General features: G+C 72.7%; 24 protein-coding genes and 1 pseudogene. 19 read left to right on the top strand and 6 right to left on the bottom strand.

What is annotated here, in order from left to right; translation table 11 throughout:
* The first annotated feature begins 173 nt into the window (after positions 1–173).
* The 8 genes from IF01_RS0105475 (at position 174) to IF01_RS0105440 (ending at position 10,260) form a co-directional block, all read left to right on the top strand.
* Positions 174–1,958, top strand: coding sequence for a glycoside hydrolase family 15 protein (locus IF01_RS0105475; protein WP_030392120.1), 1,785 nt, complete (start codon positions 174–176; stop codon positions 1,956–1,958).
* Positions 1,959–2,024: 66 nt separating this feature from the next.
* Positions 2,025–2,504, top strand: coding sequence for an SRPBCC family protein (locus IF01_RS0105470; protein ID WP_030392119.1), 480 nt, complete (start codon positions 2,025–2,027; stop codon positions 2,502–2,504).
* 257 nt (positions 2,505–2,761) lie between these two features.
* Positions 2,762–4,060, top strand: a complete 1,299-nt coding sequence (gene egtA / locus IF01_RS0105465; RefSeq protein ID WP_051740215.1) for an ergothioneine biosynthesis glutamate--cysteine ligase EgtA — start codon at positions 2,762–2,764, stop codon at positions 4,058–4,060.
* Positions 4,057–5,478, top strand: a complete 1,422-nt coding sequence (egtB, locus tag IF01_RS0105460) for an ergothioneine biosynthesis protein EgtB (protein WP_051740214.1) — start codon at positions 4,057–4,059, stop codon at positions 5,476–5,478. Before egtA ends, egtB begins: the two co-directional genes overlap by 4 nt.
* On the top strand, positions 5,478–6,215 hold the full coding sequence (gene egtC / locus IF01_RS0105455; protein ID WP_030392116.1) for an ergothioneine biosynthesis protein EgtC: 738 nt from the start codon (positions 5,478–5,480) through the stop codon (positions 6,213–6,215). Before egtB ends, egtC begins: the two co-directional genes overlap by 1 nt.
* Before the next feature lie 83 nt (positions 6,216–6,298).
* A complete protein-coding gene (gene egtD, locus IF01_RS0105450) occupies positions 6,299–7,270 on the top strand; it encodes an L-histidine N(alpha)-methyltransferase (RefSeq protein ID WP_030392115.1) in 972 nt (323 codons plus the stop codon).
* Positions 7,271–7,409: 139 nt separating this feature from the next.
* A complete protein-coding gene (locus IF01_RS0105445) occupies positions 7,410–8,864 on the top strand; it encodes a sugar porter family MFS transporter (RefSeq protein WP_030392114.1) in 1,455 nt (484 codons plus the stop codon).
* A gap of 118 nt (positions 8,865–8,982) precedes the next feature.
* Entirely contained in the window at positions 8,983–10,260 is a 1,278-nt protein-coding gene (locus tag IF01_RS0105440) for a nitric oxide synthase oxygenase (protein WP_244215427.1), read from the top strand.
* A 47-nt stretch (positions 10,261–10,307) separates the two neighbouring features.
* On the opposite strand, the pseudogene IF01_RS0105435 reads toward IF01_RS0105440, so the two are convergent.
* A pseudogene (locus tag IF01_RS0105435) lies at positions 10,308–10,964 on the bottom strand (TetR/AcrR family transcriptional regulator); the annotation flags it as partial.
* A 215-nt stretch (positions 10,965–11,179) separates the two neighbouring features.
* Between IF01_RS0105435 and IF01_RS0105430 the strand changes: the two are divergent.
* From IF01_RS0105430 to IF01_RS0105415, 4 genes are all read left to right on the top strand, one after another.
* Positions 11,180–12,331, top strand: coding sequence for an acyl-CoA dehydrogenase family protein (locus IF01_RS0105430; protein ID WP_030392111.1), 1,152 nt, complete (start codon positions 11,180–11,182; stop codon positions 12,329–12,331).
* 60 nt (positions 12,332–12,391) lie between these two features.
* A complete protein-coding gene (locus tag IF01_RS0105425; protein ID WP_030392110.1) occupies positions 12,392–13,579 on the top strand; it encodes a thiolase family protein in 1,188 nt (395 codons plus the stop codon).
* Between the two features lie 53 nt (positions 13,580–13,632).
* Entirely contained in the window at positions 13,633–14,391 is a 759-nt protein-coding gene (locus IF01_RS0105420) for a beta-ketoacyl-ACP reductase (protein ID WP_030392109.1), read from the top strand.
* A 202-nt stretch (positions 14,392–14,593) separates the two neighbouring features.
* Positions 14,594–15,967 (top strand): S53 family peptidase, encoded by a 1,374-nt coding sequence (locus IF01_RS0105415; protein ID WP_030392108.1) that lies wholly within the window; start codon positions 14,594–14,596, stop codon positions 15,965–15,967.
* A gap of 48 nt (positions 15,968–16,015) precedes the next feature.
* Here the strand turns inward: IF01_RS0105415 and IF01_RS0105410 are convergent, their stop codons facing one another.
* Positions 16,016–16,201, bottom strand: a complete 186-nt coding sequence (locus tag IF01_RS0105410) for a DUF397 domain-containing protein (protein WP_030392107.1) — start codon at positions 16,199–16,201, stop codon at positions 16,016–16,018.
* Positions 16,198–17,079 carry a helix-turn-helix domain-containing protein gene (locus tag IF01_RS0105405; protein WP_030392106.1) on the bottom strand — a complete coding sequence of 294 codons (882 nt, stop codon included), beginning with the start codon at positions 17,077–17,079 and terminating at the stop codon, positions 16,198–16,200. Before IF01_RS0105405 ends, IF01_RS0105410 begins: the two co-directional genes overlap by 4 nt.
* Before the next feature lie 454 nt (positions 17,080–17,533).
* Here IF01_RS0105405 and IF01_RS0105400 point away from each other — a divergent pair, with 454 nt between their 5' ends.
* From IF01_RS0105400 to IF01_RS0105385, 4 genes are all read left to right on the top strand, one after another.
* Positions 17,534–18,286 (top strand): DUF6879 family protein, encoded by a 753-nt coding sequence (locus IF01_RS0105400; RefSeq protein ID WP_037778916.1) that lies wholly within the window; start codon positions 17,534–17,536, stop codon positions 18,284–18,286.
* Positions 18,283–19,125 (top strand): helix-turn-helix domain-containing protein, encoded by an 843-nt coding sequence (locus IF01_RS0105395; RefSeq protein ID WP_030392104.1) that lies wholly within the window; start codon positions 18,283–18,285, stop codon positions 19,123–19,125. The genes IF01_RS0105400 and IF01_RS0105395 overlap by 4 nt, the downstream gene beginning before the upstream one ends.
* A gap of 120 nt (positions 19,126–19,245) precedes the next feature.
* The gene (locus IF01_RS43585) at positions 19,246–19,731 is read left to right on the top strand and encodes a glycine-rich domain-containing protein (RefSeq protein WP_051754936.1); all 486 of its coding nucleotides are present in this window, start codon (positions 19,246–19,248) and stop codon (positions 19,729–19,731) included.
* Positions 19,732–19,832: 101 nt separating this feature from the next.
* Positions 19,833–20,681, top strand: a complete 849-nt coding sequence (locus tag IF01_RS0105385) for a phosphotransferase (RefSeq protein ID WP_051754935.1) — start codon at positions 19,833–19,835, stop codon at positions 20,679–20,681.
* 173 nt (positions 20,682–20,854) lie between these two features.
* On the opposite strand, the gene IF01_RS51535 is transcribed toward IF01_RS0105385, so the two are convergent.
* Positions 20,855–21,271, bottom strand: coding sequence for a DUF6183 family protein (locus tag IF01_RS51535; RefSeq protein ID WP_375340969.1), 417 nt, complete (start codon positions 21,269–21,271; stop codon positions 20,855–20,857).
* A 42-nt stretch (positions 21,272–21,313) separates the two neighbouring features.
* Positions 21,314–22,072 (bottom strand): DeoR/GlpR family DNA-binding transcription regulator, encoded by a 759-nt coding sequence (locus tag IF01_RS0105375; RefSeq protein WP_030392101.1) that lies wholly within the window; start codon positions 22,070–22,072, stop codon positions 21,314–21,316.
* Between the two features lie 64 nt (positions 22,073–22,136).
* Between IF01_RS0105375 and IF01_RS0105370 the strand changes: the two genes are divergently transcribed.
* Positions 22,137–22,847, top strand: a complete 711-nt coding sequence (locus IF01_RS0105370; RefSeq protein ID WP_078879713.1) for an NUDIX domain-containing protein — start codon at positions 22,137–22,139, stop codon at positions 22,845–22,847.
* A gap of 33 nt (positions 22,848–22,880) precedes the next feature.
* Here IF01_RS0105370 and IF01_RS0105365 read toward each other — a convergent pair whose 3' ends face one another.
* Positions 22,881–23,783 carry a LysR family transcriptional regulator gene (locus tag IF01_RS0105365; RefSeq protein ID WP_030392099.1) on the bottom strand — a complete coding sequence of 301 codons (903 nt, stop codon included), beginning with the start codon at positions 23,781–23,783 and terminating at the stop codon, positions 22,881–22,883.
* A gap of 133 nt (positions 23,784–23,916) precedes the next feature.
* Here IF01_RS0105365 and IF01_RS0105360 point away from each other — a divergent pair, with 133 nt between their 5' ends.
* On the top strand, positions 23,917–24,210 hold the full coding sequence (locus tag IF01_RS0105360) for a DUF1330 domain-containing protein (RefSeq protein ID WP_030392098.1): 294 nt from the start codon (positions 23,917–23,919) through the stop codon (positions 24,208–24,210).
* Positions 24,211–24,374: 164 nt separating this feature from the next.
* Positions 24,375–24,875, top strand: coding sequence for a hypothetical protein (locus IF01_RS0105355; protein ID WP_244215426.1), 501 nt, complete (start codon positions 24,375–24,377; stop codon positions 24,873–24,875).
* The last annotated feature ends 32 nt before the right edge of the window (positions 24,876–24,907 follow it).

Below are 24,907 nucleotides of genomic sequence, written 5' to 3'. Positions count from 1 at the left end.
GGTGGCTGAGACTGATGAGACTACAAGCACACAAGATCCTCCCCTGCACGTCGAACGGGTGCAAGCGGAGTGACACCGTGCTTTTCACCACCCCGGGCAGGAGTCCCGACCGGCACCCGACCGGCACCCGGACGGACCTGCGGGCGGCCGCGGGAGCGCCGAGAATGGACCCGATGGCCGGACGAATCGAGGACTACGCCCTGATCGGCGACCTGCAGACCGCCGCCCTGGTCGGCCGGGACGGCGCCGTCGACTGGCTCTGCCTGCCCCGGTTCGACTCCCCCAGCTGCTTCGCCGCCCTGCTCGGCGAACAGCGGCACGGCGCCTGGCGGCTCGCCCCCGCCGGCGCCGGCGAGTGCACCGCCCGCCGCTACCGGCCGGACAGCCTCGTCCTCGACACCGAGTGGCACACCCCCGAGGGCCGGGTCCGGATCACCGACTTCATGCCGCAGCGCGGCACCGACGGACGGCGCCCGCCGCGGCTGGTCCGGATCGTCGAGGGGCTGGAGGGCGCCGTCCCGGTCCGCGGCGACCTGCGGCTGCGGTTCAACTACGGGCGGATCGACCCGTGGGTGCGCCGCACCGAGCACCACCGGGTCGCCGTCGCCGGTCCCGACTCCGCCTGGCTGCGCGTCCCGCCCGGGGTGCACACCTACGGCGCCGACGGCACCACCGTCTCCGAGGTCACCGTCACCCCGGGCCTGCGCGTCCCGTTCGTCCTCACCTGGCAGCCCTCCCACCTGCGCGCCGCCCCGAGCACCGACCCGGACGCCGAGCTGCTCACCACCGTCGACACCTGGCGGCGCTGGGCGGCCGGCTGCCGCTACGACGGAGAGTGGCGGGACGCCGTGCTCCGCTCGCTGATCACCCTCAAGGCGCTCGCCTACGCGCCCACCGGCGGCATCGTCGCCGCCCCCACCGCCTCACTGCCCGAGCACATCGGCGGCCCGCGCAACTGGGACTACCGCTTCTGCTGGCTGCGCGACTCCTCGATGACGCTCTCCGCGCTGCTGCGCGGCGGCTTCCGCGAGGAGGCCGCCGCCTGGCGCCAGTGGCTGCTGCGCGCCATCGCCGGCGACCCCCGGGACCTCCAGGCCCTCTACGGGGTGGCCGGCGAGCGCGTCCTCACCGAGACCGTCGCCGACTGGCTGCCCGGCTACCTCGGCTCGCGCCCGGTCCGCTTCGGCAACGCCGCCGCCGGCCAGCTCCAGCTCGACGTCCACGGCGAGGTCGTCGACACCCTGCACCTGGCGCTGCTGGCCGGCATCCCGATGGAGCGGCACGTCTGGACCCTGCTGCGCGCGCTGATGGACCACCTCGAACAGCACTGGCGCGAACCGGACGAGGGCCTGTGGGAGGTGCGCGGCGTACGGCGGCACTTCGTCCACTCCAAGGTGATGTGCTGGGTCGCCGCCGACCGGGCGGTGCGGCTCGCCGAGGCCACCGGACTGCCCGCGCCGCTCGACCGCTGGCGGGCCATGCGGGACGCCGTGCACGCCGACGTCTGCGCCCACGGCTACGACCGGCGCCGGGGCGTGTTCGTCCAGCACTACGGCGGGCACGGACTGGACGCGGCCACGCTGTTCGTGGTCAAGAGCGGCTTCCTGCCGCCCGACGACCCGCGGGTGGTGCGCACCGTCGACGCCGTGCGGGACGGCCTCGACCACGGCGGGCTGGTCCGCCGCTACCGTCCGGCCACCGGCACCGACGGACTGCCCGGCGGCGAGGGCGCGTTCCTCGCCTGCTCGTTCTGGCTCGCCGACGCGCTCGCCGCGACCGGGCGGCGCGGCGAGGCGCGCGAACTGTTCGCCCGGGTGGTCGGCCTGGCCAACGACCTGGGGCTGCTCTCGGAGCAGTGGGACCCGCGCGCCCGGCGCCAACTCGGCAACACCCCGCAGGCGTTCAGTCACGTGGCGCTGGTGAACACCGCCTTCGCGCTGGCCGAGCCCGGAGGGTAGCCGCGCCGGTGCGGCCGCGGGCAGGTGCCCTGCCGGAGCGGGCCCGGCCCGGACTACAGTGCCCCCGTGGACCCCAACCACTACCGGTTCCGCGGCGTCTGGCGGCTGGCCGCCCCGCCGACGGCGGTCTTCGCGGCGCTCGCCGACGTCCCCGGCTATCCGCGCTGGTGGCCGGAGATCCTCTCGGTCCGGGAGACCGGGCCGGACCGGGGCGAGGTGCTGGTCCGGGCGCTGCTCCCCTACCGGCTGGTGATCGGGCTGACCGCCGTCCGCCAGGACCGCGCCGCCGGGGTGCTGGAGGCGGCCATGGACGGCGACCTCACCGGCTGGTCCCGCTGGACGGTCGCGGCGGACGGCGCGGGCGGCAGCCTGGTCCTGTTCGAGGAGGACACCCGCCCGGCCAAGCCGCTGCTGCGCCTGCTGGCGCTGCCCGCCCGGCCGCTGTTCCGGGCCAACCACGCGGTGATGATGCGGCGCGGCCGACGCGGGCTGGCGGCCCACCTCGGCGCCCGTCCGGCCGGAGGCCCGGGCCGCCCCACGGGCTGAGGCGCCGGCCGGGGCGCAGGCTGGGGCGCAGGCTGGGCCGAGCGCGTCGAAATGGCCCGATTCACCCGTTCGCATCGCCCCTGACCTGCGAGGACAGTCCTTCACCAGATGTTTGCGCGGCGCCCCCGCATGGTCCGTAGCAGACTGGGCAGGGTAGTCCGGGCCGCACCCGTGCCCCGAGGATGGTGAGTCCGGTGATACCCCTCCGACCGTCCGCTCCGCCCGACCGGCAGAGCGTCGCGCCTCCCGCAGCTTCGGTGACCCCGCTCACCGAGTCCGCGGCGCGCAACCACATGACCGGCGTCTGCTTCAAGATCGGCCCGCCCCGGCTGGTCGGCGTGGAGCTGGAGTGGTTCGTCCACGACGACCGATGTCCCGACGAACCCGTCCCTCCGGAACGACTGCACGCCGCACTGGACGCACTGCCGCTCGGCGGCCCCGACGGGACTTCGCTCCCCTCCGGTGCCCGCCTCACCCTCGAACCCGGCGGTCAGGTAGAGCTCAGCTCCCCACCCGCCGACAGCCTCACCGGCTGCGTCGCCGACACCCGGCGTGACCTCGCCGCCCTGCGGAACGCCTTCGCCGCCCAGGGCCTGCGCCTCACCGGCACCGGCACCGACCCACTGGCCCGCCCCCGCCGCAGGGTGCTGGACCACCCGCGCTACGTCGCGATGGAGCACCACTTCGACGCGGCCGGGCCCTGGGGCCGGATCATGATGACCGGCACCGCCTCGCTCCAGGTCTGCCTGGACGCCGGGGCGGAGAGCGGCCCGCAGGCACTGGACCGCCGCTGGCGCCTCGCCCACCGGCTCGGCCCGGTGCTGGTCGCCGCCTTCGCCAACTCGCCGCTGCTGGACGGCCGCCCCACCGGGCACCGGTCCACCCGGCAGACCGTCTGGTCCCGGATGGACCCCTCCCGCACGCTGGCCCCCGCGCCCGACCACGGCGACCCGCGCGAGGCCTGGACCAGGTACGTGCTGGACGCCCAGGTGCTCTGCGTGCGCCGCCGCGACGGCCTGCCGTGGACCGCGCCCGCCGGACTGACCTTCCTGGACTGGCTGCGCGGCGGCGGCGAACGGCCGCCCACCCTGGCCGACCTCGACTACCACCGCACCACGCTGTTCCCGCCGGTCCGCCCGCGCGGCCACCTGGAACTGCGGATGATCGACGCCCAGCCCGGGGACGGCTGGATCGTCCCCGCCGCGCTGGTCACCGCGCTGCTGGACGACCCGGTCGCCGCGGACACCGCGCTCGCCGCCCTGGAACCGCTGGAGCCGCCGCCCGGCACCGACGGTCCGCGCGCACCGCGCAGCGACGCCTGGCGCCGGGCCGCCGCCCTGGCGACGGCCGACCCCGAGTTGCGCCGCGCCACCCTCACCTGCTTCGCCGCCGCGGACGCCGCGCTGGGCCGACTGCCCGGCGCCGAGCAGTTGCGCGCCACCGTCGCCGCCTTCGCCGAGCGCTATCCCGCGCGCGGCCGCTGCCCGGCCGACGACCAGCTGGACGCCCTGCGCTCCGGCACCCGACGCACTCCCCCGGAGGAGGCCACGCCATGATCGACGACGCCCGCGCCGACCGCAGCGCCCGGGAGGGCCGCCCTCCTGCCTCCCTGAAGCCGCAATCGCCGGAGGCCCTGTCGCCCGAGGCCCTGCGGGAGACCATCGCCGCCGAGCTGCTGGCCGCCCGCGCCCGCACCGCCGCGCTCACCGACTGCGTCGAGGACCACGACCTCACCGCCCAGCACTCCCCGCTGATGTCGCCGCTGGTCTGGGACCTCGCCCACATCGGCAACCAGGAGGAGCTCTGGCTGCTGCGCAACATCGGCGGCCGCGATCCGATGCACCCCGAGATCGACCCGCTCTACGACGCCTTCGAGCACCCCCGCTCCGAGCGCCCCACCCTGCCGCTGCTGCCGCCCGGGGAGGCCCGCGCCTATGCCGGCGAGGTGCGCGGCCGGGTGCTCGACCTGCTCGCCGCCAGCCCGCTGGAGGGGGCGCCGCTGCTCGACGCCGGGTTCGCCTTCGGCATGATCGCCCAGCACGAACAGCAGCACGACGAAACGATGCTGATCACCCATCAGCTGCGCAGGGGCGAACCCGCGCTGGCCGCCCCGGCACCCCCGCCCGCCCCCGCCGACGCCGCCGCGCTGCCCGCCGAGGTGCTCGTCCCGGCCGGCCCGTTCACCATGGGCACCGACACCGAGCCCTGGGCACTGGACAACGAACGCCCGGCCCACCGGGTCGACCTGCCCGCCTACCGGCTGGACACCACCCCCGTCACCAACGGCGCCTACCTGCGGTTCGTCGAGGACGGCGGCTACGACGAGCCGCACTGGTGGACCGCGGAGGGCTGGGCGCACCGACGCAGCGCCGACCTCACCGCGCCGCTGTTCTGGCGCCGCGAGGACGGCCAGTGGCTGCGCCGCCGGTTCGGCGTACTGGAGCCCGTCCCGCTCGACGAGCCGGTGCTGCACGTCAGCTGGTACGAGGCGGACGCCTACGCCCGGTGGGCCGGACGGCGGCTGCCGACCGAGGCGGAGTGGGAGAAGGCCGCCCGGCACGACCCGGCCACCGGCCGCTCGCGCCGCTACCCGTGGGGCGACGGCGCCCCCGGCCCCGAGCACGCCAACCTGGGCCAGCGGCACCTGCGCCCGGCCCCGGCCGGCAGCTACCCGGACGGCCAGTCGCCGTACGGGGCACGGCAGTTGATGGGCGACGTGTGGGAGTGGACGGCCAGCGACTTCCGGCCGTACCCCGGCTTCCGGGCCTGGCCGTACCGGGAGTACTCGGAGGTGTTCTTCGGGCCCGAGTACAAGGTGCTGCGCGGCGGCTGCTTCGCGGTGGCACCGGTCGCCTGCCGGGGCACCTTCCGCAACTGGGACTACCCGGTCCGGAGGCAGATCTTCGCCGGGTTCCGCACCGCCGCCGACGTCACGGACGGGCCCGGCCCCGCCCCCGCCCGGGAGGCCGGCTGATGTGCCGCCACCTCGCCTACGTCGGCGAGCCGGTGTCGCCCCGGGCGCTGCTGGTGGAGCCGCCGTTCGGCCTCCACCGGCAGTCCTGGGCCCCGCGCCTCCAGCAGTACGGCACGGTCAACGTGGACGGCTTCGGCCTCGGCTGGTACGCGGACGGCGACGAGGTGCCCGCCCGCTACCGGCGGGCCGGGCCGATCTGGGCGGACACCTCCTTCGGCGACCTCGCCCGGGTCCTGCGCACCCGGGCGCTGCTGGCGGCGGTCCGCTCGGCCACCGAGGGCTGCGCGGCCGGCGAGGAGGCGGCCGCGCCGTTCGCCGCCGGGCGCTGGCTGTTCAGCCACAACGGGGCGCTGGCCGGCTGGCCGGAGCGGACCGGCGCGCTGGCCGCGCTGCTGCCGCCCGCCGAACTGCTCGGCCTGGTGGCCCGCACCGACTCGGCCCTGCTGTGGGCGCTCGCCCTGCACCGGCTGCGCGCGGGCGCCGCACTCGGCGACGCGCTGGCCGGCACGGTCGCGGACGCGGCCGCGCACACCACCGGCCGGATGAACCTGCTGCTCACCGACGGCCGGGAGATCGCCGCCACCGCCTGGGGCGACACCCTGCACCACCGGACCCTGCCGGGCCTCGGGGTGCTGGTGGCCTCGGAGCCCTCCGACGACCACCCCGACTGGACCACCGTGCCGGACCGGTCGCTGCTGCTGGCCGGACCGGACGGCGTGACCGTCAAGCCGCTCTGAGCGCCGGGAGCGTCCTCCGCACTCGGAGCGCCGCATTCCCGGCCGCCAATATCTTCACTTCCTGAACAGAGGATCCGCCTGTCATGAGCACCTTTGATCTCACCCGACTGCTGCCCGCCGACCACTTCAGCACGGCGCTGCGGCACGACGTCCAGTCCGGCCTCACCGCCGAGCCCAAGACGCTGCCGCCCAAGTGGTTCTACGACGCGCGGGGCAGCGAGCTGTTCGAGGAGATCACCCGGCTGCCCGAGTACTACCCGACCCGCGCCGAGCGGGCCATCCTCACCGCCCGGGCCGGCGAGATCGCCGCCGCCACCGGGGCCCGCACCCTGGTCGAGCTCGGCTCCGGCTCCTCCGAGAAGACCCGGCTGCTCCTGGACGCGCTGCGCGACCTGGGCACGCTGGGGACGTACGTGCCGGTGGACGTCAGCGAGAGCGCGCTGACCGCGGCCGGGGAGGCCCTCGCCGACGAGTACCCGGGCCTCGCGGTGCACGGCGTCCTGGCCGACTTCACCGCCCGGCTCGACCTGCCGCCGGCCGGCGGCCCCCGCCTGGTCGCCTTCCTCGGCGGCACCCTCGGCAACCTGCTGCCGCCCGAGCGGGCCGCCTTCCTGCGCGGGCTGCGCGAGGCGCTCGACCCCGGCGACTTCCTGCTGCTCGGCACCGACCTGGTCAAGGACCCGGCGGTGCTGGTCGCCGCCTACGACGACGCGGCCGGGGTGACCGCGGAGTTCAACCGCAACGTGCTCAACGTGCTGAACCGCGAGCTGTCCGCCGACTTCGAGCCGGACTCGTTCGAGCACGTGGCGCTCTGGGACCCGGAGCGGGAGTGGATCGAGATGCGGCTGCGCTCGCTGGTCGAGCAGACCGTGAAGATCCCGGCGCTGGACCTGCCGGTGACCTTCGCGCAGGGCGAGGAGCTGCGCACCGAGGTGTCGGCGAAGTTCCGCCGGGAGCGGGTGGCCGAGGAGCTGGCGGCGGCCGGACTGCGGCTCTCGGCCTGGTGGACGGACGACCGGGGCCGGTTCGGGCTCTCGCTGGCCCACCCGGCCTGAGCGGACCCGCCTCCGATTTGATTGTTCACCTTACTAATCGGCGGAGGCAGTTGAGCGGCATCCCACGTACAACACTTGAACATTGAGGGGTTACGATCTCGGCTACCAAGCTCAGCGTTGAGTACCAGGAGTCAAGATCGTGAGCGTCACCCAGCAGTCCGTGGAGCCCTCGGGGCCCTCGGGGCCCTCGGAGGCGGAGACCGGGCCGGCACCGTCCGGCCGGCTCGGCTTCGTCGTCTTCATCACCGCCGCCGCGGCCCTCGGCGGCTTCCTGTTCGGCTACGACAGCTCCGTGATCAACGGCGCGGTCTCCGGCATCCAGGAGAAGTTCGGCGTCGGCGACGGCGTGACCGGCCTGATCGTCTCCTCCGCGCTGCTGGGCTCGGCCGTCGGCGCCGCCCTGGCCGGCCGGTTCGCCGACCGATACGGCCGGATCACCGTGATGAAGGCCGGGGCGCTGCTCTTCGCGGTCAGCGCGATCGGCTCGATGCTGCCGTTCTCCGCCTGGGACCTCGCCTTCTGGCGGGTCCTCGGCGGGGCGGCCATCGGCATCGCCTCGGTCATCGCCCCGACCTACATCGCCGAGGTGGCGCCGACCAAGTACCGGGGCCGGCTCGCCTCCTTCCAGCAGGCCGCGATCGTGCTCGGCATCGCGATCTCGCAGCTGGTCAACTGGCTGCTGGCGGACGCCGCCGGCGGCGACACCCGCGGCCACCTGCTCGGCCTGGAGGCCTGGCAGTGGATGCTCGGCATCTGCGTCGTGCCGGCCGCCGTCTACTTCGCGCTGGCCTCGACCATCCCCGAGTCGCCGCGCTTCCTGATCGCCGCCGACCGCCTCGACGAGGCCCGCGCCGTGCTCGCCGACATCGAGGGCCGGGACTCCGACACCGAGGCCCGGATCGCCGAGATCCGCGGCCTGATCGACTCCGACCACCGCCCGCGCTTCCGCGACCTGCTCGGCGGCCGGTTCGGCCTGCTGCCGATCGTCTGGGTCGGCATCGGCCTGTCGGTCTTCCAGCAGCTCGTCGGCATCAACGTGATCTTCTACTACTCGTCGATCCTCTGGCAGTCCGTCGGCATCGACCAGTCCAACTCGCTGCTGATCAGCTTCATCGGCTCGGTCATCAACATCCTCGGCACCGTGATCGCGATCCTGCTGGTCGACCGGATCGGCCGCAAGCCGCTCGCCCTGATCGGCTCGGCCGGCATGGCCGTCGCCCTGGGCGCCTGCGCCTGGGCGTTCTCCTCCGCCACCGGCAGCGGGGACGACGTCACCCTGCCCGACCTCCAGGGCACCGTGGCGCTGATCGCCGCCAACGCCTTCGTGCTGTTCTTCGCGCTCTCCTGGGGCGTGGTGGTCTGGGTGATGCTGGGCGAGATGTTCCCCAACCGGATCCGCGCCGCCGCGCTCTCGGTGGCCGCCTCCGCGCAGTGGATCGCCAACTGGGCGATCACCGTCTCGTTCCCGGCGCTCTCGCGCTGGAGCCTCTCCGCGACCTACCTCGCGTACGCGGTGTTCGCGGCGCTGTCGATCGTCTTCGTGGCGAGGTTCATGAAGGAGACCAAGGGCGTCCGGTTGGAGGACATGGGCTGAGCCCGCCCTCCTCCGGATCAGCCCCCGCACCCTAGCGCTTGGACGCAGGGAGCGGGGGCTGAATCGTTCACTCTCTGCGGCGGGCCGGACACCTCCGGTTTCCTGTCCCGCAGGAGGGATGTCCTTGATCTTCGACCGGCTACGCACCCGCAGCATTCGCGGCGACCGCGGTGACCGAACCGACCGCGGTCCGCGCCGCGCCACCGCCGCACCCGTCGGCGCCTGCCCCTACTCGCACGGCCACGTCCACGGCCACCTGGTGCCCGAGGAACCCCCGGGCACCGCCGCCCCGGAACCGGCCGACGAGGACCACTTCACCGACCCCCGGCAGGCGGCCGAGTTCGTCCGGCAGTTCCACCGCGAGCAACCCGCCGCCGGCGACGCCGCCGCCCGGGTCCGCGCCGTGCTCGACGAGATCGACCGCACCGGCACCTACGAGCACACCCCCGCCGAACTCGCCCACGGCGCCCGGCTCGCCTGGCGCAACGCCGCCCGCTGCATCGGCCGGCTGTACTGGCGCAGCCTGGTGGTGCGCGACCTGCGCCACCTCTCCTCCGCCGACGACATCGCCGCCGAGTGCTTCGACCACCTGCGCACCGCCACCAACGGCGGGCGGATCCGCCCCGTGGTCTCCGTGTTCGCCCCCGACCGCCCGGGCCGTCCGGCCGCCCGGATCGTCAACCAGCAGCTGATCCGCTACGCCGGGCACCCCGCCCCGGACGGCGGCTGGACCGGCGACCCGGCCGGCGCGCAGCTCGCCGCCCGGGCCCGCGACCTCGGCTGGAAGTGCGGCGAGGAGCCGTTCGAGGTGCTGCCGCTGCTCGTCCAGGAGCGGCCCGGCGAGCGGCCCGAATGGTACGAACTGCCGGAGGACACCACCCTGGAGGTCCGGCTCTCGCACCCCGAGCACCCGTGGTTCGCCGAGCTCGGCCTGCGCTGGTACGCGGTACCGGCGATCAGCGACATGACGCTGGAGATCGGCGGCGTCCGCTACCCGACCGCGCCGTTCAACGGCTGGTACATGGGCACCGAGATCGGCGCCCGCAACCTGGCCGACGCCGACCGCTACGCGATGCTCGCCACCGTCGCCGAACGGCTCGGCCTGGACACCTCCCACGAGCGCACGCTCTGGCGGGACCGCGCGCTGGTGGAGCTGAACGTCGCGGTGCTGCACTCCTTCCAGGAGGCCGGGGTGACCATGGCCGACCACCACACCGAGTCGGAGCGCTTCCTCAAGCACATCGCGCAGGAGAAGCGGCTCGGGCGGCCGACGCCCGCCGACTGGAGCTGGATCGTGCCGCCGGTCTCGGGCGGGCTGACGCCCGTCTACCACCGGTACTACGACCCGGTGGACCCCGAGCTGCGACCGGCGTTCGTGGCGCGCGAGCCCTGGTGAGCGGGCTGCTCCAGCCGTTGGCCGCCGGCCCGCGAGCCCTGCTGGGCGGAGGGCGAGCCCTGGTGGCCGGCCTGCCCCAGCCGTTCGAAGCGCAGCACCAGCCCGTCGAGCAGCGCCTCCAGCCCGGTCTCGAACGCGCCCTCGTCCACGGCCGCCCGGTGCTCGGCCAGCCGGTGCGCCTCGCCGAGGTGGGGGTAGTCGGCCGCGTCGTACAGCCCGGCGTCCTCCGGGAAGCCGGCCGCGAAGGAGGCCAGGGCGGAGCCGGTGACGAAGTAGCGCATCAGCGCGCCGATCCTGGTCGCCTGCCCGCGCGGCCAGCCCGCCTCGACCAGGCAGCCGAAGACGGCGTCGGCCAGCCGCAGCGCGTTCGGCCGGCGCCCGGGACCCTGGGCCAGTACCGGGACGATGTTGGGGTGGGCGGCGAGCGCGGCCCGGTAGGAGCGGGCCCAGTCCCGCAGGGCCTCCGGCCAGGGCGCGCCGGTGCCGAACATCGACAGGTCGACCTCCCCGATCACCCCGTCCACGACGGCGTCCAGCAGTTCGTCCTTGGTGGCGAAGTGGTTGTAGAGGGACGGTCCGCTCACCGAGAGCTCGCCGGCCAGGCGGCGGGTGGAGAGCGCGGCCAGGCCCTCCTCGTCGACCAGGCGCAGCGCGGCGCCGACGATGCGCTCGCGGTTGAGCAGGGGGGTTCGCGGGCGGGGCATCGGCGCGGCTCCTCCGGTGGGTGTTCGCGGTCGGGCGGGTTCGTCCGGCCCGGCAGGTGTGTCCGACCCGCCCGGTACGTCCGGTACGTCCGGTCGGGTGGGTTCGGTGCGGGGCGGGCCCGATTCTGACAGGTCCCCCTTCCCAGGAGGCCCCGCCCGGGGCTACAGTCCCGGTAAAACTTGCAGCGCTAGTTTAACCGGATTGGTCGCTCGCCATGGATCTGGAGCTCTCCGAGGAACAGGCCGCCGTCCGCGAGCTCGCGGCCTCCTTCACGGACCGCGAGATCGCCCCGCACGCCGCCGCCTGGGACCGCGCCGAGTCGGTCGACCGCGCGATCATCGGCCGGCTCGGCAAGCTCGGCTTCCTCGGGCTGACCCTCCCCGAGGAGTACGGCGGCAGCGGCGGCGACCACCTCGCCTACTGCCTCGTCCTGGAGGAACTCGGCCGCGGCGACTCCGCCGTGCGCGGCATCGTCTCCGTCTCGCTCGGCCTGGTCGCCAAGTCCGTCAACGCCTTCGGCACCGAGGAGCAGAAGCGGCACTGGCTGCCCCGGCTCACCTCCGGCGAGGCGCTCGGCTGCTTCGCCCTCACCGAGCCCGGCACCGGATCCGACGCCGCCAACCTCACCACCCGGGCCGTCCGCGAGAGCGACGGCCACTGGTCGCTCAGCGGCGGCAAGACCTTCATCACCAACGGCACCTGGGCCGACGTCGCCCTCGTCTTCGCCCGCACCGGCGAACCGGGCCACCGCGGCATCACCGCCTTCCTCGTCCCCACCGACCTGCCCGGCTTCACCCGCACCGAGATCCACGGCAAGCTCGGTCTGCGCGGCCAGGCCACCGCCGAACTCTCCTTCGACGGCGTCCGGGTGCCCGACGGCGCCCGGCTCGGCGAGGTCGGCAAGGGCTTCACCGTCGCCATGGCCGCCCTCGCCAAGGGCCGGATGTCCGTCGCCGCCGGCTGCGTCGGCATCGCCCGGGCCTGCCTCGAAGCCGCCGTCCGGTACGCCGGCGAGCGCGAGCAGTTCGGCGTGCCGATCGCCTCGCACCAGCTGGTGCAGCAACTGCTCGCCGGGATCGCCGTGGACGTCGAGGCCGCGCGGCTGCTCACCTGGAAGGTCGCCGACCACATCGACCGCGGCCTGCCGTTCGCCACCGAGTCCTCCGTCGCCAAGCTCTTCGCCAGCGAGGCCGCGGTGCGGGCCGCCAACAACGCGCTCCAGGTGTTCGGCGGCTACGGCTTCATCGACGAGTACCCCGTCGGCAAGTACCTGCGCGACGCGCGGGTGATGACCCTCTACGAGGGCACCAGCCAGATCCACCAACTGCTCATCGGGCGCGCGCTCACCGGCGTCAACGCCTTCTGACCCACCCGCTCCCACCAGGGCGACCCACCCTCACCCCCTCCCAAAAGGAGATCCGCCGTCGTGCGTCCCGTCTACTTCGCCGCGGCCCGCCGCACACCCATCGGCCGGCTGCGCGGAGCGCTCGCCGCGGTCCGCCCGGACGACCTCTCGGCCACCGTGCTGCGCGCCCTGCTCGCCGACCTGCCCACCCTCGACCCGGCCCGGATCGACGACGTCTACTGGGGCGCCGCCAACCAGGCCGGCGAGGACAACCGCAACGCGGCCCGGATGGCCGTCCTGCTCGCCGGACTGCCCGACAGCGTGCCCGGCGCCACCGTCAACCGGCTCTGCGCGTCCGGCCTGGAGGCGGTCACCATGGCCGCCCGGGCGATCGGCTCCGGCGAGGCGGACGTGGTGCTGGCCGGCGGCTGCGAGTCGATGACCCGCGCCCCGTTCGTCCTGCCCCGCCCCGACGAGGCGCTGCCGCACCGGATCGAGACCTTCGACACCCGGCTCGGCTGGCGGCTCACCAACCCGCGGATGGCCGAACTCCACGGCGTGCTCTCGATGGGCGAGACCGCCGAGGAGGTGGCCGGCCGGTACGGCATCACCCGGGAGCGGCAGGACGCCTTCGCGCTGCGCAGCCACCAGCGGGCCGCCGCCGCCTGCAAGGACGGGCACTTCGACGCCGAGCTGATCCCGGTGGAGCGGACCGACGGGGTGACCGTCGACCAGGACGAGTCGATCCGCGAGGACACCAGCCTGGAGAAGCTCGCCCGACTCAAGCCCGCCTTCCGCCCCGACGGCACGGTGACGGCGGGCAACGCCTCGCCGATGAACGACGGCGCGGCCGGGCTCGTCCTGGTCAGCGAGGAGGCGCTCGGCGAGTTCGGCCTGGAGCCGCTCGGCCGGTACGTGGCCGGGGCCTCGGCGGGCGTGCACCCGGACGTCATGGGCATCGGTCCGGTCCCGGCCACCCGCAAGGTGCTCGCCCGGGCCGGTTGGACGCTGGCGGACGTCGCGGAGGCCGAGCTGAACGAGGCGTTCGCGGCGCAGGTGCTGGCCTCCGTCGACCAGCTGGGGATCGACCCCGAGCTGGTCAACCCGACCGGTGGCGCGATCGCGCTCGGCCACCCGCTCGGCGGCTCCGGCGCCCGGATCCTCACCACCCTGCTGCACCGGATGCGCCGTACCGGCGGCCGCCGCGGCCTCGCCACCATGTGCGTGGGCGTCGGCCAGGGCACGGCGGTGCTGGTCGAGTCCGCCTGACGGCCCGAACTCCTTCCGTCCTTTCCACTCTTGAGCTCCCGAGGAGCAGCACCATGACGCGTTTCGCAGGCAAGGTCGCCGTCGTCACCGGCGGCGCGCAGGGGATCGGCGCCGCGACGGCGCGCCTGCTGGCCGAGGAGGGCGCGACGGTGGCCGTCGTCGACCTCTCGGCCGAGCGGGCGGCCGGCACCGCCGAGGCGATCACCGCCAAGGGCGGCACGGCCCGGGCGTACGGCTGCGACGTGGCCGACTACGACGCCGTGGAGGCGGTGTTCGCCCGGATCGCCGAGGACCTCGGCGGTCTGCACATCCTGATCAACAACGCGGGCATCACCCGGGACAACCTGTTCTTCAAGATGCCCAAGGCCGACTGGGACGCCGTCCTGACGGTCAACCTGACCAGCGCCTACAACTGCAGCCACGTGGCGCAGAAGTACATGGTCGCGCAGAAGTGGGGCAAGATCGTCTCGCTCAGCTCGCGCTCCGCCCTGGGCAACCGGGGCCAGGCCAACTACGCCGCCGCCAAGGCCGGCATCCAGGGCCTGACCGCGACGCTGGCGATCGAGCTGGGCCCGTTCAACATCAATGTGAACGCCGTCGCCCCCGGCTACATCGCCACCCCGATGACCGCCGCGACGGCCGAGCGGGTCGGCTCCACCGCCGAGGACCACCAGGCCGAGGTGTCCGCCCGCACGCCGCTGCGGCGGGTCGGGCAGCCGGAGGAGGTCGCCTCGGTGGTCGCCTTCCTGGCGAGCGAGGAGGCCTCCTACGTCAGCGGCCAGACCCTGTACGTCAACGGCGGGGCGCGATGACACGGAAGGTCGCCTGACGGATCATCAGAAGACCGTCCCCGGTGCTGGGTTACCTTCACCTGGGACGGTCTTGACCTTTTCCCGTGGCCGGAGACGACCATGCCGACAGTATGAAATGACTATGGCATGATCATGCGGCAGTCGATGGGATGGCCCAACCGACCCGACCGATCCCGGCCGGGCCCACGTCCCAAGGAGTCCCATGGGCAGCCCCCGCACCCTCCGCCGCGCCCTGGCCCTGCTCGCCGTCGGGGCCACCGCCCTCACGGCCGGCACCGTCTCCACCGGCTCCGTCGTCGCAGGCGCCACCACGGCGGGCGCGCCCACCGCCGCCGGCGTCCACGTCCGGCCCGCCTCGGCCGGCCACGTCAACGCCCTCGGCCGGACCGCGCCGCTGTCCACCTCGGACTGCGTCAGCCAGCTCGGCATCCACTGCTACTCCCCGCTCCAGTACCGCGAGGCCTACAACCTGAACTCCCTCTACAAGGAGGGCGTCACCGGCAAGGGCCGCAACATCGTCATCGTCGACTCCTTCGGCTCGCCGACCATCCAGCACGACCTGGAGGTCTTCGACAAGCAGTGGGGCATCCCGGACACCCAGGTCGAGATCGTCAAGTGGGGCAACGTCCCGCCCTTCGACCCGACCAACCCCGACCACACCGGCTGGGCCGGCGAATCCACCCTGGACGTCGAGTACGCGCACGCCGTGGCCCCGGACGCCCACATCATCCTGGTCGAGACCGGCGTCGCCGAGACCGAGGGCGTCACCGGCCTGCCCGAGATGATGGACGCCGAGCAGGCGCTCATCCGCTCCGGCCGCGCCGACGTCATCTCGCAGAGCTTCGGCGCCACCGAGAACACCTTCCCCGGCTTCGACAAGGGCGACTTCAAGTCGCTCACCGACCTGCGCTACGCCTTCAAGGAGGCCGCCGCGCACGACGTCACGGTGCTCGCCTCCTCGGGCGACAACGGGGCCACCGACGCCAAGGAGAACGGCTCGGACCTGTACCCGTACAAGGTCAACTCCTGGCCGTCCTCGGACCCGCTGGTCACCTCCATCGGCGGCACCCAGATGACGCTGGACGACGCAGGGAAGCGCACCGCGCCGGACAAGGTCTGGCACGACGCCTACGGCGCGGGCGGCGGCGGCGTCTCCGGCGTGTTCGACCGGCCGCTGTACCAGACCGGCGTCGCCAAGGTCACCGGCAACCACCGCGGCACCCCGGACATCAGCATGAGCGCGGCCGTCGACGGCGGCGCCTGGACCTACGAGTCCTACGACCCCACCCGCGCCGGCTGGCACCTCACCGGCGGCACCAGCGAGGCCGCGCCGATCTTCTCCGGCGTCGTCGCGCTGGCCGACCAGCTCGCCGGCCACCGCCTCGGCCAGCTCAACTGGCGCCTCTACGGCCTGAATCTGCTCCCGAACCAGTGGAGCGGCATCAGCGACGTGACCACCGGCGACAACAGCTGGGACACCGTCACCGGCTACCAGGCCGCCAAGGGCTACGACCTCGCCAGCGGCCTCGGCACCATCGACGCGGGCCGCTTCGTCCACGCGGTCGCGGGGCGGTAGTCAGGCAGAGGTGCGGCCGTCCGCCGGTTGGCGGACGGCCGCGCTGTGCTATCGGATCGACTGCGCAAACTCGACGAACGAACGCCAGGCGGTCGAGGAGAAGGCGAGCCTGGGACCGGACTTGTCCTTGGAGTCACGCACCAGGACCGCGTCCGTGGTCTCGGCGACCTCGACGCAGTCACCGCCTTCGTTGCTGCTGTAGCTGCTCTTGAACCACACCAGATCGCCGCTCATCGCTCTCCCAGCATCTTCTCGATCAAGGACAGGGAATCCTGCGGAGAGTGCGCCTGCGCCCTGAGGGTGCCGTATCGCGCATTCAGGAGACGGACCTCCTCCGCATCCGTGATGAGCCTACCGCTCGTCTGGATCTCGATATAGCCGGTCTGCGGACGCCCTTTGGGAGTGATCAGCTTGAACGAACCTGCAACGCTCGCGTTCTCGGCGCGGTCCATCGGCATGATCTGAAGCGTCATGCCACGGGTGTTGCCGATCTCCAGGAACCGTTCGAGCTGCCCACGGTGCACCTCCGGCCCGCCGAGCCGCCGGTGCAGTACACCCTCGTCGATCACCCAGCTGAAGACCGCGCGGGGCCACCGGGCAAGGATCTCCTGTCGCGCCATCCGAGCCGCCACCCGGATCTCGACCGTCTCCTCCGCCAATACCGGCTGTCGCATCCGGAACAGCGCCCGGGCGTAGTCCTCCGTCTGAAGCAGTCCCGGAGCGAGGTAGGCACTCCAGTCGTGGAGTTCGACGGCCTCCGCCTCCAGGGCGGCGTAGTTCCGGAACCACTCGGGGTGCCGCATCCGCGACTTCGCCTTCGCCTTCTCGATGTCGTCCGCGGCGGCGATCAGCAGCCCTCTGCCGTCCAACAGCCGCTCCGACGACTCCAGCAGCTCCCGCTGCGGCGTCCGCTTCCCCTGCTCCACCGCGCCGATCAGGCTCTCGGTGTAGCCGACCTCCTTGGCGAACTGCTTCTGCGTCAGGCCCGCCTGCTCGCGCAGCAGCTTGATCTGCTGGCCGATCGCATGCAGGAAGTCCGAGACCTCCGACAGGTCCTCGTCCAACTCCGGCCTCGCGTCGCCGCTCTCGCCGCCACCCCGAACCTCGGCCATCTCGGCCTCCCCTGGTCTCCGGTCACACTCACGTCGCACTGTCCGCATCCGCACGGGCACGCACCGTGCGCGTCGGATGCACCGTCAGCGTAGGTCCGAGAAGGTCCGTCCACCTCCACACTCCGAACACCTTCCCGACCACCGGAGCCCACCCGCCCCAAGGGGAGCACCACCTCCCATTTCTCCACAGACGTCCAACTCCCTTGACACCAAAGAACATCGACACCGCCACGAAGCACCACCACCAACAGGCGTACACCGGTGCGAAGCCCCGCGCCGCACCACTCCCCCACCCCCGCACGCCGGGCGCGCACCACCCTGCTCCGCCTCGGCCGGTGCAGTCGAGGTTCTCCTCGATCGGGGTCGGGAGAATATTCGCGAATCAACGCCCCCACCTATCCGACCCCACGCCATCCTGAATCCACCCAACCGACCGACCGTGATGGGAGCAGCTGTGGGCCGACGCCTGCGCTACATCGGAAGCAATTCGGGCAACAACGGATGCCCGACGCTCTACGAGGACGTCGAGACCGGGGAGGTGCTGGTACAGGGCGACGCTGTCACCGACCCTGACGAGGTGGCTCAGCTCCGAAAGATCAAGCCCGGCGAAGGGTTCGTGGTCGTGCCCCGCGTACTGCTCGCCGACTTCGCCCCGCGAGACGTGGACCGGGAGCCGGCGCTCATCGGCTTCGAAGAGTTCGACGGCATGTTCGAGAACTTCGAGCACACGGCCTTCCGGCTGGAGACCCGTCGCAGGTACCGGTCCGACGAACAGACCGAGACCTACCGCCGGTTCGCTGCCGGGAAGGCGCCCGGATGGGACCTGGAGGACCCGTGGTGCCTCTCGCGCCGCGAGCAGGTGGCCCTCGGCAAGCGGTTCGAGCGAGTGAGGATCATGGACAGCCCGCCCACTCCGGGACAGCGGTACCTGCTCGACAACTCCGGGCGGAACAGCGCCGTGGGCGAGGACATCCGCTACCTCTGGCGCGCCGACGCCGCTCGCCTGGGCCTTCCTGACGAAGACGCCTGGCTGTTCGACTCGCGCGTGATCGCCCTGTTGCACTTCGACTCCGACGACGATCTGACCGGCGTGGAGTTGATCACCAACCCGGTCCAAGTGGCTCGTGCCTGCCAGGTGCGCGACGCTGCCTGGCACTTCGCCACCACGTACCGGGCGTTCCTCACCGAGGTACCGTCCGACGTGTGAGCACCGACTTCCAACAGGCACGTATCGCCCTCGGTCTGCGGCTCCGCGAGCTGCGCACCGAGGGCGGTCTCACCGGTCGGCAACTGGCAGAGCGCCTCGGGTGGGCGCAGTCCAAGGTCAGCAAGCTGGAGACCGGCCGACAGACAGCCACCCACGACGACCTCAAGGCGTGGGCAGCGGGCGTCGGCCGACCTGGCGCGGCGTCCGAATTGGCCGCCAGGTTGAGGGCGTTCGAATCGCAGTCCCGGTCGTGGCGACGGCAACTCGCCGCCGGCCACCGACCGGTGCAGGACGCGCTGACCGTCGAGTACGAGCGGTCGACGGTCATGCGTGCCTGGGAAGGCTCGATGATCGTCGGCATGCTCCAGACGGCCGACTACGCCCGGCACGTCTTCAACTCCTACGTCGACCTCCACCGGTCGCCGCGTGATGTCGAGGAGGCTGTGCGGGCCCGAGTCCGACGACAGGAGAGCCTCTACCGATCGGGCAAGCAGTACCGCATCGTCATGTGGGAGGCCGCTCTGCGCGCCCGGCTCTGCCCACCGGCCGTCATGGCCGCCCAGCTCGACCGGCTCAGCGGCGTGATCGGCCTCGACACCGTCACCCTGGGCATCGTGCCGTTCGAGGTCCAGCTCAGGCTGCCTCCCGCCAACGGCTTCTGGATCTACGACGAACGGCTTGTCATCGTCGAGGACTGGCACGCCGAACTGTGGCTGGAGCAGGCAGAGAACGTGAGCCTGTACACACGCGTCTGGGAAACGATGACCGAGGCGGCCGTCTTCGGTTCGGATGCTCACAGGGTTCTCGCGCGGTGCCGCAGGGCACTGGGAGCCATCTGAGGAATCCTCGCCGATACGGCCCGCAAGCCCTGGAATATTCGAGAATCAAAGGCCCTTCGATGACTCCCGCACGCATACCGTCCTGGCCGAGAGCCGTACCTCGGAGACAGGGGAGCACACATGCTGTCGACCAGCACGGAGAAGATCACAGGCCGGTCCCTCATCGACCCGGCCCTGTTCGACCGGATGACCACCCGAATCGCCAGTGAGGAGGAGATGGATCTCGCGCTCGCCGCGCGCATCGTGGATCAGGCTCTCGCCTTCCTCGGAGCGTGCGCGGTCAACCCGGGTGCCGGCCTTGCCCCGTCGAGGCTGGTGGACATCGGATGGCACACGTTCATCCTCCACACCACCGAATACGCCGAGTTCTGCCACTCGGTGTCCGGCCAGTTCCTCCACCACGTGCCGACCGGCGGCCCGGACGAGTCCACCAAGGGCATCGGCATCGCCGCCACGGTCGCCGTCATCGAAGCGAGCGGGTACGCCGTGGACTCCGAACTGTGGAGCATGTCCGCCGACTGCTCCGAAGGCAGCGGAGGAGACGGAAGCGACACCAGCGGCAGCGGCAACTGCGCGCAGTGCCACCGCGGTTGCCACAGCAGCTAGTAACCGATCAGATCGCCCGCCCGGCCCCGCGATCCGGGGCCGGGCGGGCCCGACCCGAGGCACCCCCGATGACAGACACTTGGAAGCAACTACCGCGTGCCGTGCGCATCAGCATCGAAGCCCGGACCGGCGCGGTGACGGCCGCTCTCCCTTCCACTGCGGGAACGGTCTCCGACTTCGCCGCCACGCTGGAGACGACCGGCGGGCCGGTGTTCTGCAAGGCCGTGCGCGAGGACAACCCGGGGGCATGGATGCACCGCCTGGAGTCCGTCGTGAATGCCGTACTCCCGCCGGACATCGCTCCCCGCATGCTCTGGAAGGTCGAGGCCGACGGGTGGCTCGCCCTGGGGTTCGAGCACGTTCCCGGCAGACACGCGGACCTGTCTCCGGGGTCCGCCGACCTACCATTGATCGCCTCGACGCTGGAGACGCTCGCCGGGACGCTCACCCCGGCACCGCCACTGCGTGCCTTCAGCCTGGCGGATCGGTGGTCGGGACAGGACTTCTGGCACGACCTCGGCAGCCGCCACCGGGACCGGCTCGACCCCTGGACCGTGGCGCGACTGGACACGCTGATCCTGGCCGAACACGATGCGCCCGATCTGATCGACGGCAAGACCCTGGTCCACACCGACCTGACCGGCCCGAACCTCTTGGTGAACGGCGCAGCGGTGCGCGTCGTCGACTGGGCCTTCCCCGCTCCCGGCGCAGCATGGGCCGACACCGCATACATGATCGTCCGGCTGATCGAGGCCGGACACACTCCGGAGCAGGCGGAGCGATGGGCCGACAGCGTGTCCCTGTGGCGTGCCGTGCCCGATCGGTCCGTCACAGCCTTCGGCGCGATCCTCACCGGCCTGTGGACCCTGCGCGCCACCGAGACCCCCGGCCCCCGGTGGGCCGCGCTCAGCACCCACGGACTCGCCTGGCTCCGCCACCGGCTCGGGTGACCGTCCTCCACTGGCCCACCTCACCCCGCCGGATCGCTCGGACTCCTCGGGCCACGCGTCGGAGGACTCGGACCCGGTGGGCAGCGTGTCCGCCCGACCGGTGCGGTGGCGTCGCTACGCCACCGCACCGGAGTGGGAAGTCGGGTGGGCCGACTTCCCACCCCGGCGGCTCGTCAGTCAGTCGTCGTTACTGCCAGGACGGCCAAGCTGAGGAAGTCCGGGGACACCGCCAACACGCCCACGTCCCAGACCACCCGGTGGAACCACGGAGTGTCCGCGCCGAAGCGGTACCGCGCGCAGGCTCGGACTGGGGCCTCCACCTCGCTCGCCGGGGCGTCCGTCGGCGCCCCGGCGGGTGAAGCCAGCGAGGGCCAGACGTGGAGTTGTCCGTAGGCTCCGCAGCGGCCGGTGCGGCTCCGTGAGGACGAAAGTCCGCGCCTCGACGCGACCTTCCGGCTCCTCCGGGGTCGCCCCAGTTCGCCACTGCCAAGACAGTGGCCCGGGCCCGGCCACGCCTCCCTCGCGGCCCGCACTCCGGGCGCACAGCACCCCGCTCCGTGTCGGCCCGTGCCGGCCCAAGGACCGGTCATCCGCTCCCAGCCGATTCGCGATCCCGTGTCGCCCCACAGGTGTCAGTCGGCCGGCAGGACTTCCACACCGAGCGCCCGGATTCCCTCGACGACGGCGTCGTGAGGGTCGGCGTCGGTGATCAGTCCGCTGACCTTCTCCCAGGGCAGGACGCGGTACCGCGAGGCGGTGCCGAGCTTCTCGGAGGAGGCGAGGATGTAGGTGTCCGCCGCCCGGGCGGCCAGGGCGCGCTTCATCGCGGCCTCCTCGGCGTCGGCGGTGGTCAGTCCGGCTTCGGGGTGGACGCCGGTGACGCCGAGCAGGCAGAGGTCGGCGGAGACCTGCTGCGCGGCCTCGACGGCGGCGGCGCCGCAGGCGACCGCCGAGTGCTTGAAGATCCGGCCTCCGAGCAGGAAGAGCTCCGCCTGCGGATGGGCGAGCAGGGCCGTGGCGATCGTCGGGCTGTGGGTGATCACGGTGCAGGCCAGGTCCTGCGGAAGCGCCTGGGCGACCGCGAGGGCGGTGGTGCCGCCGTCGAGGATCAGCGTGCCGCCCGGCGGCACCAGCGCGGCGGCCACGGCGGCGACCTTCCGCTTGCCGTCCGGGGCCACGCTCTGCCGGGCGGTGTAGTCCACCACCGCCGGGGAGACGGGAAGCGCGCCGCCGTAGACCCGCTGGCACAGTCCGTCGGCGGCGAGGTCGCGCAGGTCGCGCCGCACGCTGTCCTCGGAGATTCCCAGCTCGGCGGCGACGTCCTTGGCGACGATCTTGCCCTCGCGGGCCAGCAGGCCCAGCAGGTGTTCGCGCCGTTCAGCAGCCAGCATCCGCATTCTCTCCTGTTCTTGCACGTTTCTGCATGTATCGTAGCGCTCCATGACCGACAAGCCCATGCGCGTCCCGACCGCCGGTCCCGACCAGGACATCGCCGCCGGCCGCCCCGGCCTCGACACCCCCGACCACCGCGGTCGCACCGGCCTCGACCGGGCCGGGCACGGCCTGAGCCGCAACCCCGACGTCCGGGTCCGCGACGTCGAGCTCACCTCCCAGGGGTGGCACGTCCTGCGGCGCACCACCTTCGACTACCGCCGCCGCGACGGACGGTGGGAGACCCAGCAGCGCGAGACCTACGACCGCGGCAACGGCGCCGTGGTCCTGCCCTACGACACCGAACGCGGCCGCGTCCTGCTCACTCGCCAGTTCCGCTACCCGGCCTACGTCAACGACCACCCCGACGGCATGCTCGTCGAAGCCGCCGCGGGCCTGCTCGACGCGGACGACCCGGTCGCCGCCGTGCGACGCGAGAGCGCCGAGGAGCTCGGCGTCACCCTCGGACCGCTCACCCACGTCCTCGACGCCTACATGAGCCCCGGCTCCGTCACCGAACGCCTCCACTTCTTCGCCGCCCCCTACACGCCGGCGGACCGGACCGGCCCCGGCGGCGGGGTCGAGGAGGAGGGAGAGGACATCGAAGTCCTCGAACTGCCCTTCGCCCAGGCCCTCGCCATGACCCGCGACGGACGCATCACCGACGGGAAGACGATCCTGCTGCTGCAGTGGGCGGCCCTGGACGGGCCCTTCGCCCCGGCGGGCGACCGCTGAAAGCTCCACGGGTCCCGCTCGGCCCCTGGCGTGTCAGCCCGGCAGCCAGTGCAGCTCGTGCGCCAGGGCTTTGGCGACGGCGAGGAGGCGACGATGCAGCGGCGACTGCTCCTGCGGGAGGACCAGGTGGATCGTCAGCCCGGGCGCGCCCCGCAGTGGCCGCCAGGTGAGACCGTCCGGCTGTACCGCGGCCGCGGCCTCGCCGGCCGGGGCGAGGGTGACCCCGTCGCGCAGGTCGCGCTGGGACATGTCGAAGGAGACCGCCGGCGTGTGGAACCGGGGGTGCGGCCGGGTGTCCCGGAACAGTGCGGACAGCTGGTCGTGGATCACGGGGTTGGCCGAGCGGGCCGGGAGTCGCAGCGGATACGCGGCCGCGTCGGCGATCTCGATCTCCTGGCGTCCGGCCAGCGGATGGTGCTGCGCCAGCTGGACCCCGACCCGCACCCGCCGCAGCAGCACCCGGCGCACTCCACTGCCCGGCTGTTCACCGCGGGTGATCCCGGCGTCGATGCGGCCGTCGGCGACCGCGGGGGAGATCTCCGGTGTCGCCATCGGGACGGCCTCGACCTGGAGTCCGCTGTTGCCGCGAATCAGCCTGTCCACCAGGGCCGGTGTCGTCCCGGCCCCGGTGCTGAGGCTGTATCCGATGCGCAGCGCGCCCAGTTCACCGGCCGCCGCGCTCCGGGCGGTGTCCCACGCCCGGTCCAGCGCCGCCAGCGCGGGCGGGGCGGAATCCGCCAACGCCGCACCGGCGGCGGTCAGTTCGACGCTGCGCGTGTTGCGGACCAGCAGGGCCGTACCGAGTTCCGCCTCCAGCCGGCGCATCCGGGCGCTGAGCGCGGGCTGTGCGACACCGATCCGTGCGGCCGCGCGAGTGAAGTTCAACTCCTGCGCCAGCACCAGGAAGTAGCGCAGGCTCACGGTGTCCGGCGCCAACGTGGCCTCCCCGCCGATTGATAACGATCCGTTCTGAGGCTATCCCGAACCGGTCTTTCCCTCGGCCGCACATCAAGCCCTAGCCTGCGGATATGACGAGTCGGACGTGTCCGGCCGAACACAGGAGGTTTCCGTGGCCAAGGGCTACTGGGTCAGTGTCTACCCCGCCATCTCCGACCCGGAGGGGCTGACCGCCTACGACAAACTGGCCCGCCCGGCCGTCCTGGCCGCCGGCGGGCGCGTCCTGTCCCGCGGCAGTCGGGTCCTCGCCCACGAGGCCGGAATCACGCAGCGTGCCGTTCTGGTCGAGTTCGACAGCTTCGACCAGGCCGTCGCGGCTTACGAGAGCGAGGAATACCGGAAGGCACTGGCGGCCCTCCCCGACGGCTACGAGCGTGACTTCCGCATCGTCGAAGGCACCGACTGACCGGCGGGGCGTCCGACACCTCATTGGGAAGTCGGCCGGTCCGACTTCCCACTCCGAGGGCCCGCCGGGCGGCGGCGGTCCGGGGCGACGGCCGGCACGCCGGCACGCACTTGACGAGAACGTGCACCGCCCACCCCTTGCGAGCTGGGGACAAACCGCCCTGGTTGGATAAAGCTATTAACAGCCACCAGGAATCAGGTCTCTCGAAGAGCGTCTGGAGCGATGCCGACTTCGAGGACATGGGCTGGCACGACGCCACCATTCACGGTCTGTACGTGCAGCAGACGGACGACATCCTGCCGAGGCTGCTGCTCGACCTCGACTACATCGTGCGCTGGGTCCACCCGGTGAAGCCGGCGAAGAACTTCTCCTTCTGGATCGCCCCTGCGACGCTCGTCTTCGAGGAGGTCTGGGACCTCGAGGGCGACCTCGGGTTCAAGGGCATGCACCCGGAGCTGGAGATCGCCGACATTCACCGGCTGGTGCCGGACGACGGCAAGCAGGACTGGGCGCAATGGCACATCGAAGGCCACGCCTTCGACCTGAAGTTCCGTGCGTCGGGCTTCCGCCAGTACATCCGGCAGACCCCGCGGCTCACGCCGGGCCAGGTCCTGCCCGCCGCCGAGCGCGGCGGTTGCTGCTTCACCGAGGTCGGCTTCGGCTGAGCAGGTTCGTACCGCACCCTCGTGGAGCGTGA

It is taken from the genome of Kitasatospora purpeofusca (assembly GCF_000718025.1).
Lineage (GTDB): Bacteria > Actinomycetota > Actinomycetes > Streptomycetales > Streptomycetaceae > Kitasatospora > Kitasatospora purpeofusca.
This window is presented reverse-complemented; position numbering and strand designations above follow the sequence as displayed.